We start from the raw sequence: 14,081 nt of genomic DNA, 5'->3' as shown, positions 1-14,081 counted from the left end.
GTATCCGAAACGGTGCGGGTGCAAAGATCCCGAAAGCGGGAAACCGCTTAACTCCGCATGCCCTGACCTGTCGAAACGTAAGCACGGGACGTTCGCCTCCGGGACCGATTCCGTCGGGGCGGGCTCCGTGGAAACGGATTCCGCTCTGTCCGGCCGTACTGGATCTGATTCCCCCGACTCCGGCTCCGCCGGATCGATTCCCGCCGAATCCGAGGCCGCCGGGTCCGTTTCTCCGGGCGTTTTCTCCGCCGCCCTGGATTCCGTCGCTCAGGATTCCGCCGGGCGGTATCCCATTGATTCAGATTCTGTGCGACCGAATTACCCTAATACGACCTCCTCTAATACGCCCTCTCCTGACGCGGGTTCCATTGATTCGGCATCCGCCGGCTCGGTCCTTGTCGGGTGGGCTCCGGCCGCTCCGGTCCCCACCGGTCCGGATCTCGCCGATCCGATCTCCCCAGGGCCGGACCTCACCGGTCCGTCCCCCGCCGCTCCGGTCTCCGCCGGTCCGTCCCCCGCCGCTCCGTCCTCCAGTGATCCGGTCTCCACCGGCCAGGTCCCCGACGAGTCCGGGCCCGACGGTCCGGGGCCTGGCGCTCCGGCCTCCACCGGTCCGGCATCCGCCGCCCCGGGGGCGAGGTCGTGGCGGCGGCCCATGGTCGCGGTGGCGGGGGCCGTCGCGGCACTGGTCGTGATCGGCGTCGCGGTGATGGCGGCGGCCGCGGGGACCTCCGCGCCCGGTTCTCCGACGGCGGAGGCCACGCGTTCCACCTTCCCGGGGTCCGTGCTCGCCGACGGCTGGTACCGGATCGTCCCCTCCCACGTCGCCGACCGTGACCTGTGCCTGGGAGAGGGACGCGAGCGCAACCGCCGCACCGACCGGGAGCTGGCCGTCCAGCGCTCCTGCCAGGGCCTGTCCCCCGACACCTACGTGGCTGCCGTGGGGCGTGACGTCTACCAGATCGAGTGGCACCACCCCGTCCAGGGCGTCGGCTGTCTGACTGTCGACCAGCCCTCCGACGGCAAGCCCGCCAAGAGCGGGGCCCCCGTCTACGGCGAGGCCCTGGTCGGGCCGTCGAACTGCACGAGGGCCGCCAACCAGCGCTTCCTCCTGGAGCCGGCCGATGCGCGGGTGTCCGGGGGCTTCACGGTCCGGCCCGTGCACAGCGGCATGTGCCTCGGCGTCCTGGGCGGGGTGGCCGACGTGGACGTCGGGGCCGAGCTGGTCCAGCACAACTGCAGCGGCGGCGCCGACCAGGTGTTCCTCTTCGTCCCCGCCTCGGCGCCGAAGCAGGGCGGACGGGCCTCGGCGCCGTGATCCCCCGTCAGCCGGCGGGCTGTCCGGCCAGGGGCTGCCGGATGGCCAGGGGCTGCCGGAAATAGGGATCCTTACCGGCCTCGGCGAACGCCTCCAGCACGCCGGGGCCGGTGAGTGAGAAGTCGCACTTGTCGGCGTCGGTGTTGTTCCACTGGATGATCGCCTTGAGGTTGGGCATCGTCTTCATCGCCTCGGGGATGTCGCGGTACCAGTCGGCGCGCGCCGAGGTGTCGCTCCGGTGGCTCTCGGTCCCGTATTCGGCGAGGATCAGGGGCTTGCCGGCGAAGCCGTTCTGCTGGAACCACTCGTAGGTCGGCCCCACGGTCTCCTTGAAGTCCTGCCAGTCGGCGCCGCGGCAGGTCGCGAAGTTGTAGGGGTCGTAGCTGATCCAGTCGACGTAGTCGTCACCCGGGTAGTAGGCCTTCCACCGGTCCCGGAACGGGTAGTAGCCGGTGACGCCCCAGACCCAGAGCGCGTTGGTCGCGCCGGCCTCCCGGAAGCCGTCGACGATGCGCTTGTAGGCCGCGATGTACTCGGCGGAGGTCTGCCCGCTCTCGTCGCGGTCCTTCTCCCCGTCGAAGCCGACCAGGACGGGCCTGCCGTAGCTCTTCACCCGGGCGGCCTGGTCGGTGATCGCCTGGTCGTAGTGTCCGGCCGCGATGTCGCGCCAGGCGATGTCGAGGTTCTCGTCCCAGATGCTCGACTCCCAGCCCAGGAACAGGATGCGGTCGGTGCCCAGCTCGCTCTCGTCGCCCCGGAAGAACCGTCCGGCGTCGCTGTTGGACATGTCGTGATAGCTAATGGTGATGTCGAGCTTGCGGCCGATCTTCTGCTCCATGGCGGTCACGTCGGGGACCAGCTTGCGGTCGCGGCCCGGTGGCACGTGCATCCCCCACCAGGCCCCGCAGGGCGGCACGAGCCCGGTGGTCGGGGCGCACGAATCGGGTGGGTTCTGGGCGCCGGGCACCACCGGCGGCCGGTCGGCCGTGGTCTGCCGGCCGGGGGAGGTGTACACGTAGACGCCCACCGCGACCACGAGGACGCCGGCCAGGCCGATGAGGATCCATCGCGACGTCGAGGATCTGCCGCCCGTCCGGGCGTGCCTTCTCTTACCGGGCATAGTCATGTGATCATCCAGGCGTCTGGTGCCGGCGGACCGGTTGTGGCCAACATGGATCGCGACTTATCACTTGTTCGAATTTTAAATTAATTTTTCTCAAGAATCGTGGCGATCGATGGCTATGGTCCGCATAAGGGAAAAATGTCGGCGTCACAGGAAGATCGCTGTCTGTGACATTACGCCCCCCACCCCGGATCGGTGGTCGCGTACGCGTTTGGCCTGGTCAGCGGCGTGGCGACACGATCAGTGCGGGGTGAGGCGACCGGGGAGGCCGCGGCGGCACGCGCTCGCGGGCCCGTCCCCCGGCGCAGTGCTTACCGGGCCCTCATCCGGGCTCGCAGGTGGCCGTAGCGCTTCATGGCGCGGTCGGCCGCGCGGTACAGGACCGGGCTGTCGAGGATGAACTGCCGCACCCGCCGGACCGGTGCGCTGCGCAGCCAGTGCGCCGCCGCGCCGGCCGACCGCCGCCGCACGCAGCCCTCCGTCACCGGCTCGCCCCGGCTGCGCAGCGCCTCCTTGTACTCGGAGCCGGTCCCGATCCCCAGGTCCATCGACCGGATCCCGGCCGCCGCGGCCGCCTCGGCCATCCTCAGATGCTGGATCAGGCCGGGGGAGTATTTGGCGAAGGCCGGGTCGTAGGCGGGGAACCAGCCGACCAGGACCGTGTCCGAGCGCAGGCCGAAGTGGCCCGCGACCGGCCTGCCGTCGCAGTAGAGCATGGACAGGGGCCCCGCGAAGTCGCCGGTGTCGACCGCGTGCAGCCGCTCGGCGAGCTCCACCACCCACGGCCTGCCGAACCGGTCCTGGCGGCCCATCCGCAGATACTGCTCCGACTTCCAGCGTCGCAGCAGCCGGAACGACTCCTCGTCGCGGACCGCGAGATCGAAGGTGAGCTCGCCGATGTCGCGACCGAGCTTGCGCTCCTTGTAGAGGGTGGACTTGAGGAACTTGGGGGAACGCTCGCGCAGCCCCTCCACGTAGGCCGGATAGCCGTCCGCGAGGTCGAGGACGACCGCCTCCTGGCGCAGGGTCTCGAACGGCTGGAACCACGGCTGCCCGTCGACCATGCAGCCGAACTCCCACACGTGCAGCCCGCAGCCCGTCAGCAGCGCCCGCGCGTCGAACTCCGCGCCGGGCGCGTGGACCACCCCCTGGCAGAGCGACACCCAGGCGCCCAGGGCGGTGCCCGTCCCGCCGGGATGCCGTTCGAAGGGGAAGAACCCGGTCGGCCCGCTCGCCTCGGAGATGACCGCGACCCTGGCCTCGGCGCTGACCTCGCCCATCGCGATCGCGAAGTCGGGGCTGAGGAAGGGGTTGGCCAGGCGCGGGGTGGCGCGCTGCATCGCGCGCCAGGCGCTGATCTCGGCCGTGCCGAGCTCTCCCGGCCGGATGACGTCGATCCTCATATGCCGCGACCCATCCGCTGCAGCCGGCCGACGATCGCGCGGGCGGGCACCCCCGCGGTGACGGCCAGCGCCAGGTAGGCGCGGGGCTCCCAGGGGCGCCGCCGTACGGTCCGGCCGATCCAGCGCAGGGCCTGCGCGCTGCGCCCCAGGGCGGCCTCGGCGAAGGCGATCTTCCCGGCGACCTGGGCGTAGCCGCCCGGCGTCGCCGCGAGATCCGGATGGCGCTCCAGCATCCAGCGGAGCGCCGAGGAGATCGTCTCGCTGGACTCCACGAAGGAGAAGTAGGAGGAGCTGTGCAACCTGACCCGCACGCCCGTGGCGGTCAGGTTGGTGATCGGCCCGATCCGGGCGGCCCGCAGCAGCAGCTCGTAGTCCTCGCCGTACCCGCCGGGCAGTTCCTCGCTGACCAGCCCGAAACCGTCGACCAGCGCCTCGCGGCGCATCAGGTAGGTGGAGGGATGCATCGAGGGGAGCTGCCTGCGCAGCAGGTCCCGCAGGGTCACCGTCGGGGTGGGCACCGCCCTGGCGAAGGTGGTCTCGTCGTTGAACAGCTCGATCCCGCACGTCGCGAAGTGGCCGCCGGCCCTGAGCGCGGTCACCTGAGAGCGCAGCTTGTGCGGCAGCCACAGGTCGGTGTCGTCGCAGAAGGCCACCAGCTCGCCGTCGTCCAGCAGCACGCCGGTGTTGCGGGCCCCGGCGATCCCGGGGCTGCGGGTGTTGGCGGTCACCACGACGCGGCGGCCCGGGGTGTCGGCGGCGAACGATCCGTCCGGTGGGCTCTGGTCGAAGACGGTGACACAGGTCAGGTCGCCCGGGTAGTCCTGGCTGAGGATCGAGGCGATCGTCTCCTTGAGCAGTCCGGTGCGGTTGCGGGTCGGAATCACCACGGTGATCGCCGGCCAGTCGTCCACGGTGGGTCCTTTCGTCGGGGGCGGGTTTCCGGCTCGCGGGAGGGGCGGTCCTTCAGAAGTCGAAGCCCAGGCGCTGGATGCCGTTGTCGAAGTTGGAGGGCAGGTATTCGGGGTCGCCCACGGCCCGGATGCCGGGGAGCCGGGTGAACAGCTCGTGGAAGATCACGTTGAGTTCGCGCCTGGCCAGGTGGGCGCCGAGGCAGAAATGCGGGCCCGGGCCGCCGAACCCCACGTGAGGGTTGGGCGAGCGGGTGATGTCGAAGGTGTCCGGATCGGTGAAGACCGACCCGTCGCGGTTGGCCGAGACATACAGCAGCGCGACCCGGTCCCCGCGCCGGAAGGCGTGGCCGTTCAGGTCGCAGTCCTCGGTGACCGTACGGCGGAACTGCATGATCGGCGTCGCGTGGCGGACGATCTCCTCGATCGCCGTGGGGATGTGCCGGTCGTAGTCGGACAGCAGCAGCTCCCGCTGCCCGGGGTGGGCGGAGAGCAGATGGAGACCGTGGGCGATCGCGTTGCGGGTGGTCTCGTTGCCCGCCACGAGGAGCAGGGTGAAGAACGAGCCCAGCTCCCGCGCGGTCAGCCGCTCACCGTCGACGTTCGCGTGGACCAGGGCGGAGACCAGGTCGTCGGACGGCTCGTCCCGGCGCCGCCGCCCGAGGCGGATCACCAGGCGCTGCAGGCTCATCAGGGCCGAGGCGTTGCGCACCCCCATGCGCAGCGCCCGCACCAGGTCGGAGCGGACCCCGGAGTATTCCGTGGAGGTGTCGACGTGCCGGTGCACCTCACCCCGGAGATCGCCGGGGATGCCCATCATGTCGCAGATGACGTTGATGGGCAGCCGGGCGGCCACGGCCCCGACGAAGTCGCGGGGGCGGTGCGCGAGCACGTCGTCGACGATCTCCGCGCTGGTCCTGCGCAGGTCCTCCTCCAGCTTGGCCAGCATCCGGGGGGTGAACGCGCGGGCCACGATCCGCCGGAGCCGGGCGTGGCGGGGGTCGTCCATGTCGACCATCGCCTCGCCGAAGATGTGCCGCACCCACCCGGGAGGCTGTGGGCTAGACACCGAGGGCTCGCTGCTGAACACCGCGGGACGCCTGCTGGCCTCCACCACGTCCGCGTGTCTGACCAGGGCGTGGAAACCGGTGCCCGAGCGGAGGAACGGCACGCGGCGCTCGGCGAAGAACCTCGGTGCCGGAAGCTCCCGCAGCCGGGCGAAGACCGCGAGCCGGGCCTGCGGGGGCTGCGTCCAGAACGCCAGGTCGGCCAGGTCGTCGGTGGTCACATCCATCTAGGCTGCCGTTCTCGTCGTCTGGCCGTCAGGTCGTCGGTGGTCGCATCCATCTAGGCCGCCGTTCTCATCGTCCGGCCGTCGTCGGCCGCGGCCTTCTCGGGACGCCGCCGTGCCCCGCGCGCCGCCGCCAGGGTCAGGGCGAGCGCGCAGAGGCCGAGCAGGAAGAGCAGGGAGATCTGGACGCGCTCGGCCGGCGCCAGCCAGAGCCCGACCGTCACCAGCATCGCCGCCGGCCAGTGGAACCGCTCGTCACGGTGGACCGCCCTGGCGGCCAGCAGCGCCGGGGCGAGCGCCGCCACGGCGGCGGCGACGGGCGCCCACACCAGCAGCGGGGTGGGATCGGTGAGCCCCATGGCGCGGGCGAGGAAGGCGGGCAGGGCGAGGAGCCAGTCTCCGCCGGCGGCCTTCCCGGTGGCCATGATCTGTGTCACCTTCCCGGCGAGGCTCCCGGCCGAGCTGGCCATGGCCTCCGTCCCGTGCAGGCACAGGGTCACCGCGACGAGCTGCGCCCACAGCACCACCCGCCTGCGCCGCATGGCCAGCTCCGCGACGGAGGCCACGATCACCAGCCCGACGCCCAGGGCCGTCGCGACGGCCCTGGGCAGGACCGGCGGCCCGCCGTCCGCGGCGGCGAGCGCGACGACCGCCAGGCCCTCCACGGTGATCAGCGGGGACAGCCACCGCCCCGCCCGCACTGGCCACGGCAGGCCGGGCCGGGCGGGCTCCGCCGCCTCGGCGGTTGACGTCCTGGCGGGCCCGGCGGCCAGGGTGGGATGCGCGTCGACGATCATCATCACCAGCGTCGGAGTCTCGTCCGGTGACCTCTCGACGGCCGGCGTCCGCGCCCCGCGCACCACCTTGACCAGGCCCGGGCCGACGACGAGCATGACGATCACCTGGGCCGCGAGGGTGCCGAGGCCCACGCCGGTGATGCCGTGTCTCTGGAAGAGGAGGAACGACAGCCCCACGACCAGGACGCACAGCAGCGCCTGGAGCACGAGCAGGGTCCGCGCCCTGCTGCGGGCGCGGAGCACCCCCAGATAGATCTCGATGACCGCGTGCGGGATCGACGCCAGGGCGAGCAGCCGCAGCACGTCGGCGCCGTGCTCGGCGAACGACGGGCCCCAGCCGAGCCGGAGGATGAGCGGCGCGGCCAGCGCGGCCACCAGCACCACGGGGACCAGGAGCATCATGGTCCGCCGGAGCGCCAGCACGCACTTGCCGGCCAGCAGCGCGGGATCTCCCGACCCCTCGATGGTCAGCGAGATGGCCATGTTGACCGCCAGCATGTCGAAGACGCCGACGAGCGTGACCGCCGCGGCGTAGTAGCCGGCCGTCCGCGCGTCCACTCCCGCGAACACCAGCACCGGCATGAGATAGACGCTGGCCAGGATGAACAGCGTGCCGGGGAAGTCGCCGGCGAGGAAGCGGCCGATGCGGCCGGACCGGGGCGGGGCGCGGTGGGCGCTGCGCGCGGCGGCCAGCGGGGCCAGCCTGCCGAAGATCGCGATGCTGACCGGGACGACCGTGACGGCCACCGGGATCGTCCAGGCCAGGAAGATCCCGGTGCCGGGGAAGGCCGGGGCCAGCACGGCCAGCAACCCGATCTTGGTCACCCCGACGGCTATCCCGATCAGGGGCACCCACGTGGCCTTGCCCAGCGCGGTGAGCACCACGTCCTGGACGGTGAACACGCACCACAGGAAGACCGACAGCAGGAACCAGCCGGCCAGGCCGGGGCCGGCCAGCCCGCTGAAGTTGGGGCCCCACATGTCGAGCGTGGACAGGAAGAACACGGTGGCGACGACCGCCGCGCCGCCGCCCACCAGATAGGTGGAGCCGATCAGGCGTCCGGTCGCCCGGCCGCCCTCGGGCAGGAAACGGGTCAGCGCGCCGACGAACCCGAACGCGGTCAGCGCCGCGAGCAGGCGCATCGCGGCGATCAGCGCGGAGGAGCGGCCGTAGTCGCTCTCGCTGTAGAAGCGCACCGCGACCGTCCAGTAGGCCAGGCCGAGCACTCCGGCGGCCCCCGCGTTGACGATCAGCGAGTAGGCGTTGCGCAGCAGGGGGTCGTTCAGGTCTCTGGGCAGCCGGCTCCACAGGCTCCGCGGCGCTCCCCGTCGGTCCTGCCGCCGGCCTCGGCGCAGGCTCTGGCGCCGCTGCCGCCGCCGCTCCTGCCGCCCTCGTGCCGTCCCGCCGGACAGACCCGTGTCAGTCACCGTCCGTTACCCGTCCCGGCGTGTGTGTCGAGAGAATCCGTCGTAGCCCGTAACGTGTCCGCCGCACCAGCGCGTATCCCTTGGTGAGAGCCCGTTCACGCAGGTAGAGCACCGGGAGCCGGTGTCCGGCGACCGCGCTGCCGAACTTGGTCATGGAGGTCTGCTCGGTGACCGTCAGGCGGGGCAGCGCCAGCAGGTCGTCGCCCTCGCGGAAGGCGTCGTTGGCCACCGCGCAGGCGGTCCAGTAGCCGGCCCTGCGCACCTCCCGGCGGACCCGCGCGCTGGAGTATCCGTAGGGGTAGGCCATGGTGGCCACCGGACGGCCGAGCCGGTCTTCGAGCAGGGCCTTGTTCGTGCGCAGCTCGTTGCGGAGCTCCCGGTCCGGGAGCTGGTCGAGTTGTGGGTGGCTGTGGCTGTGGCCGCCGACCTCCATGCCGCAGGAGACCGCCTCGCGCACCTGGCTCCAGGTCAGCATGGGGGCCGGCCGCCGCCCGGCCGCGACGGGGCCGGAGTCCTGGACCCAGCCGCTGGTCACGAAGACCGTGGCCGGCCAGCCGAAGCGCGCCAGGATCGGCAGCGCCTGGCTGTGGAAGTCGGCGTATCCGTCGTCGAAGGTGATCGCGACGGGCCGGTCGGGCATCGCCGCCGTCCGGTGCATCCCCGCGACCAGGTCCGACAGGGTCATCGGGGTGAAGCCCCGGTCGCGGAGCATGCCGAGCTGTTCGGCGAACCGTCCCGGTGAGACCGCCAGCGGCCGGGTCTCGTCGTTCGGATGGTCGTTCACCGAGTGGTACATCAGGATCGGGACACGGATCATGATCGCCCCAGCTTCAGCCGCGCCGTGCCCACCGCGTAGCCCCAGGCGGTGCAGGCCAGGCCGGCGACGATGGCCGAGGCCCGGCCGAGGCCCGGCAGGTCGCCCCGGAGCGCCTCGCCGACGCCGCGCAGCACGCCCAGCGGGAGGGTCCTCATCACGTACGCCCGTTCGCTCGACAGCCCGTCGCCGGTGCCGACGCATGAGGCGACCAGGGCCTTGGACAGCCCCTCGGCGTAGCAGCGCGACCTGAAGTAGGCGAACCCCGCCCGCTGCGCGGAGACCTTGTGCCCGATCACCGCGTCCGGCTCGAACAGCATCACCGAGCCGGGGCGGCGCTGCGACAGCCGGATGCAGAACTCGGTCTCCTCGCACCCGAGCGGGCGGCTCCGGCGCCCCTGCACGCTGCGGCCCATCCCGGTGTGGAAGCCGCCGATCTCGCCGACGGCCTCCCTGCGGAAGGCGGCGTTGCCGCCCATGACGTTGCGGATCCGGGCCCGCCGGGTGGGCATGCCCCGGTAGGCGCACCCCACGGTCCAGTCGAACTCGTGCGGCAGCCACCGGGGACGGTGCCCGGTGGCCCACAGCGGCCTGGTCAGCCCGCCCACCCCCACGATGGTCGGGTCCTGGAAGCCCTCCTCCAAAGCCTCCAGCCAGCCAGGCTCCGCGACCGCGTCATCGTCGAGATAGGCCACGATGTCGCCCGAGGCGGTCGCCGCACCGGTGTTCTTGCCGCCGGACAGTCCCTTCTCGTGCGTGTTCGCCACCACGGTCATGCCGGGATACTCCTGTTTGAGCCTCAGGTGCAGGTCCGGGTTGTGGTCGACGACCAGGATGATCTCGTACGGCCTGCGCCGCTGGCCCTCGACCGACGCGACGGCCGCCCGGATGTCCTCCCAGCGCTCCTCGGTGTAGACGCATATGACGACGCTGCTCCTCATGGCTACGCCGCGCCCTGATCCGCCGCCGGCGCGGCCTGGGGCTCCGGGACCGGCGCGGCCGGCCGCTGGCGCCACTCCCGGATGATGGTCCTGAGCACGCGCAGCCCGTCGCGGACCGCGCGCAGATTGCTCTCGCCGTGGATGCGGCACCGCTCGTGGCTGGGCACCTCGTGGACGCGGAGCCCGGCCTTGGCGGCGCGGATGTTCATCAGCGTCTCGACCTCGAAGCCCTCGCAGTCGAGGTCGAGCGCCTTCAGGTGACGGGCCCAGAAGGCGTTGTAGCCGTAGCACAGGTCGCTGTAGCGGGTGCCGTAGATCAGGTTCACCAGCGTGGTGAGGACCTTGTTGCCGGCCCGGCGGCTGAAGGTCAGGTCGTCGCTGCCCCCGCCGGCGGCGTAGCGGGATCCCTTGACGAAGTCCGCCCCGGTGACCAGGGCGCCGACGAAGTGGATGATCTCGCGGCCGTCGGTGGATCCGTCGGCGTCGATCATCACGATGATGTCCCCGGTGCACGCGGCGAAGCCGGCGGCGAGCGCGTCGCCCTTGCCCTTGCCGGTCTGGGTGACGATCCGCACGTTGGGCCGGAGCCTCCTGGCGACGGCGACGGTGTCGTCCACCGAGTTGCCGTCGACGAGGATGATCTCGTCTATCCACTGCGGGAGCGTGGCGAAGACGTGCGGGAGGTTCTCCGCCTCGTTCATCGCGGGCACGACGACGCTGACGGTCGGGGAAATGGCCATGTGAGGGGTGAGCGGGGTGAACCGCTCAAGAGGCGGCATGGAACGTAACACGCCGAGCTGCTTACCGTTCTGTCTGACGGTGTCGGGATTCATGATGGCGGATATTCCTTCTGTCCTTCCGTTGCGACCGCTCCCGGCGTGAGGTGAGAACGGCGCGACTGTGATCGAGGGATGCCTTGCGTCGGGAGAGTGAAGGGTGTGGGTCGGGAGTGAAGGATGTCGGAAAAGCGCTTACAGGGAATGAGGTGGTTGCTGGGAAAAAGGTGGTTATTGTGCCTTGGTTGACTGTTCTGTGGTGGGACGGGGCAGGAGGAGGGATCTCGCTCTGCCGTAACTCTTGAGCAGCCGGTCGGCGGCCCGGAAAAGGGAGGGGTTGTCCACTACGGCGGTGCGGAGTCTGTTGAGGGGGACCCGGCCCACCCACTGGACGGCGGCCACGGGAGAGGGGCGCGAAATGCGGGCCTCTGCGACCATCAGGGCATCGGTTCTGAGCCATTCCTTGTATTCGCGTCCCCCCTTGCCCATGTCCACCCGGCGCAGCCCCGCGCCCGCGGCGTGTTCGGCCATGTGCAGGTGGTGGATGATCCCGGGGGAGTAGCGCGCGAAGGAGGGGTCGTAGGCGGGGAACCAGCCCACCAGGGTGTCCGCCGTACGCAGCCCGAAGTGCCCGGCGACGGGGGTGTCTCCGGCGTAGAGCATGGTGAGCACGCCGGCGAAGTCGTCGGATCGCCGCGAGTGCAGCTCTTCGGCGAGCCGCACGATCCAGGGCTGGGCGAAGCGGTCGACCCGTCCGGTCCGGCGGTACTGGTCCGACTTCCAGTTCATGACCGTGCGCAGCGTCCCGGCGTCGGCGCAGGCCCATTCGAGGCGGACCTCGCCCTGCTCGCGGCCGAGCTTGCGCTCCTTGTAGCGGACGGTCTTGTAGTTCTTCGCCGAACCGGCGCGCACCCGCTCGACGTAGGCCTCGAAACCGCCGCTGAGATCCATGACGGGGGCCGGCCGTACGTCGGTCTCGTAGGGGGTGAAGGTGGGCTGGCCGGCGACCAGGTGGTCGAAGTCGATGGCCGACAGCCCGCAGGCGCGGAGCAGCTCCCGCGGGTCGAGCTTCAGCTCGGGGACCGAGATCAGCCCGTGGCAGGTGGTGAGGTAGCCGCCCAGCGGTCTGCCGAGGCCGAAGCTGTGCCGTTCGTGGGGGAAGAAGCCGGTGATCTCGCCGCCGTCTTCGATCACCGCGACCCTCACGTAGTCGCGCAGCGCCCCCATGGCCATGGTGAACTCGACCGAGAGGAAGGGGTTGTCGAGGCCGGGGGAGGTTCTCTGGAGCTCGCGCCATCGGAGGGACTCGGCCGCGCCGAGATCCCGCGGGCGCACAACAGTGATCTTCACCCTGACCCGGCCCCCTGTTCGGTCTGCAGGTTTCCGCTTCCCCGGTGCACCAGGCGCAATACATATGTGAAGCCGCCGAGCACCGCGATCGTCGCCACTCCGGCACGGGGCGACCATGATTCAAAAGACAGCATCGCTGCGGCAAGGAGAACGTTTGCGAGAAGACTTGCCGCCACCCCAATTGATATTGCAGTAAGAGGGTCACGATCACGCAACAGTCCTACCGCGGCGACCCCGGGGACCGATAAAAGGAACAGCGGGGTAAAGATCATCCGTAGTGGGGTCTCGATGTCGGCGAGTGCGCTCGCGGCACCCGTGGCGCACGCAAGGCTGATCGCCCATTTGAGCACCTTGCGGCCTGTCGGCATCCCCGGCTCCCGGCTGATGATCGAATAGCTGATCGCATATTCATGTGACCAACCACTCCGCATGCGAGTCAATGCCGACGCATGGCGGCAGCCCATGGTTTACCGGATTGCAAAGTTAAGTCAGGAGCCCTCCGACCCGGAGTAAAAGATCATGTTTTCTCCGGTTCCGCACTGGGCGCCGTGGAGGGGGTCGGCGCCGGCGTCGGCAGCGGAGCGGGGTCGCCGGGCGGATCCGACTCCTCGGGTCCGGGCCCCTCCCAGGAGATCGCGCAGCTGGAGCCGCCCCCGGCGGCCTTGAACGCGACCCGCCCCGTGCCGCCCTCCGCGGGGTCGGCGGCGGTGACCCAGATCACGGCCCGGGCCCCGGCCTTGAGCCGCCCCTGCCGGGGGTGGACGTCCAGCCCGCCCGAGGTGGTCGCCGACCAGGAGATCGCGGCCTCGCGTGCCGAGAGCCGGATCTGCCCCGCGCCCTCCCCGATGTCGGTGGGACACGAGACGGCCAGCCGCCCGGCCGGGGGTGGCGGGGCGGGCGTGCGGGTGGCGCGCGGCCGGTCGGGGACCGGGCGCCGGGTCGCCGCCCGCCGGGCTGGGCCGGGTGTGGGCGTGGGCATGGGGGGCGGCGTCCTGGTCTTGACGGCCTTCGCGGTCCTGCCCGGAGCCGGGGTCGGCTCCGGGAGGGAGGCCGGATCCACCGGCGAGGGCTCCGCCGGGCCCGGTGCCGGGCCCGGCTCCAGCGTGATCAACGCGGGTCCCCGCTCCGGCGCGGCCTCGGCCCGCTGCGCCGGTCCGCCGGTCAGGTCCTGCCCGGTTGTCACGATCATGACCACGGCGGCCGCCAGCACGCACGCGGCGGCCGCGACGAGGGGCGGTGTCCGCCGGGCGGGTGCGCGCCGCCGGGGCTCGGCCGCCTGCCGGTGGCCGCGGGTGTCCGGGGCCGTGTCCCGCCGTCCGGTCACCGCCCGCGATCTGTCCGGCGTGTCCAGGGCCGGCAGCGGTCGGGTGCCCTCCTCTCGCGCCCGTCCCGCCCCGGCGCGCCTCGCCCGGGGCCGCCGGGAGGACTTGGCGCGCCGCTCGGCCGCGACCGGGAACCCGGCCCGGTCGAAACGGTCACCCGCCTCGACGACGGAGGCGCGCACCCCGGCGAGGTCGGGGTTGACGCAGGTCTCGACGACCCGGCGGCGCAGGGAGAGCGGCGGGAAGGCGACCGGCACCATGTCGAGCAGCCGTCCGGCCGAGACATGCCGGTCCCGCCGTTCCAGGCAGACCTCGCAGCGGCCGATGTGACCGGACAGCCGCCTGCGCAGCATCGTGGTGAGCGGCCCCTCCCACGAGTCGACCATCGCCGACAGGTCCGGGCAGTGCGCCCGGCCGACCCTGGCCAGGACCACGGCGGCGGCCGAGTTCTCCAGGTGCTCGCGGGCCCGGCCGAGCCGGGCGGCGGCCTGCCGGGAGGTCAGCCCGAGCACTGTGCCGACCTCGCCGGCGCTGAGGTCCCGCAGGCTGTCGGCCCCGGCTCCGAGTACCCGCACGACGTCACCGCCAACGGCGCCGCCGCCCTCGCCTC

The 14,081-nt window shown here is 71.6% G+C and carries 11 protein-coding genes and 1 pseudogene; 1 reads left to right on the top strand and 11 read right to left on the bottom strand.

Features of this window, described 5'->3' with window-relative positions:
* The first annotated feature begins 655 nt into the window (after positions 1–655).
* The gene (locus ACWDS7_RS38635) at positions 656–1,318 is read left to right on the top strand and encodes an RICIN domain-containing protein (RefSeq protein WP_451933297.1); all 663 of its coding nucleotides are present in this window, start codon (positions 656–658) and stop codon (positions 1,316–1,318) included.
* Positions 1,319–1,325: 7 nt separating this feature from the next.
* Here ACWDS7_RS38635 and ACWDS7_RS38630 read toward each other — a convergent pair whose 3' ends face one another.
* The 11 genes and pseudogenes from ACWDS7_RS38630 to ACWDS7_RS38580 all read right to left on the bottom strand — a co-directional run.
* Positions 1,326–2,438, bottom strand: coding sequence for a glycoside hydrolase family 26 protein (locus tag ACWDS7_RS38630; protein ID WP_451933296.1), 1,113 nt, complete (start codon positions 2,436–2,438; stop codon positions 1,326–1,328).
* A gap of 314 nt (positions 2,439–2,752) precedes the next feature.
* Positions 2,753–3,844 (bottom strand): GNAT family N-acetyltransferase, encoded by a 1,092-nt coding sequence (locus ACWDS7_RS38625; protein ID WP_451933295.1) that lies wholly within the window; start codon positions 3,842–3,844, stop codon positions 2,753–2,755.
* Positions 3,841–4,755, bottom strand: coding sequence for a glycosyltransferase family 2 protein (locus ACWDS7_RS38620; RefSeq protein ID WP_451933294.1), 915 nt, complete (start codon positions 4,753–4,755; stop codon positions 3,841–3,843). Before ACWDS7_RS38620 ends, ACWDS7_RS38625 begins: the two co-directional genes overlap by 4 nt.
* Before the next feature lie 52 nt (positions 4,756–4,807).
* Positions 4,808–6,046 (bottom strand): cytochrome P450, encoded by a 1,239-nt coding sequence (locus ACWDS7_RS38615; RefSeq protein WP_451933293.1) that lies wholly within the window; start codon positions 6,044–6,046, stop codon positions 4,808–4,810.
* Between the two features lie 53 nt (positions 6,047–6,099).
* Positions 6,100–8,268, bottom strand: coding sequence for a lipopolysaccharide biosynthesis protein (locus ACWDS7_RS38610; protein WP_451933292.1), 2,169 nt, complete (start codon positions 8,266–8,268; stop codon positions 6,100–6,102).
* Positions 8,261–9,085: a polysaccharide deacetylase family protein gene (locus tag ACWDS7_RS38605; protein WP_306865713.1), complete on the bottom strand. Its 825-nt coding sequence runs from the start codon at positions 9,083–9,085 to the stop codon at positions 8,261–8,263. The genes ACWDS7_RS38610 and ACWDS7_RS38605 overlap by 8 nt, the downstream gene beginning before the upstream one ends.
* Positions 9,082–10,023: a glycosyltransferase family 2 protein gene (locus tag ACWDS7_RS38600; RefSeq protein ID WP_451933291.1), complete on the bottom strand. Its 942-nt coding sequence runs from the start codon at positions 10,021–10,023 to the stop codon at positions 9,082–9,084. Before ACWDS7_RS38600 ends, ACWDS7_RS38605 begins: the two co-directional genes overlap by 4 nt.
* A 2-nt stretch (positions 10,024–10,025) precedes the next feature.
* On the bottom strand, positions 10,026–10,856 hold the full coding sequence (locus tag ACWDS7_RS38595; protein ID WP_451933290.1) for a glycosyltransferase family 2 protein: 831 nt from the start codon (positions 10,854–10,856) through the stop codon (positions 10,026–10,028).
* 174 nt (positions 10,857–11,030) lie between these two features.
* Positions 11,031–12,149, bottom strand: coding sequence for a GNAT family N-acetyltransferase (locus ACWDS7_RS38590; protein WP_451933289.1), 1,119 nt, complete (start codon positions 12,147–12,149; stop codon positions 11,031–11,033).
* The gene (locus ACWDS7_RS38585; protein WP_451933288.1) at positions 12,146–12,580 is read right to left on the bottom strand and encodes a hypothetical protein; all 435 of its coding nucleotides are present in this window, start codon (positions 12,578–12,580) and stop codon (positions 12,146–12,148) included. The genes ACWDS7_RS38590 and ACWDS7_RS38585 overlap by 4 nt, the downstream gene beginning before the upstream one ends.
* 86 nt (positions 12,581–12,666) lie before the next feature.
* Positions 12,667–14,081, bottom strand: a pseudogene (locus tag ACWDS7_RS38580) (hypothetical protein); the annotation flags it as partial.

The sequence above is a fragment of the Streptosporangium sp. NPDC003464 genome, assembly GCF_053588315.1.
The sequence above is the reverse complement of the archived record's forward strand: the minus strand, read 5'-3'. Positions and strand labels throughout refer to the sequence as shown.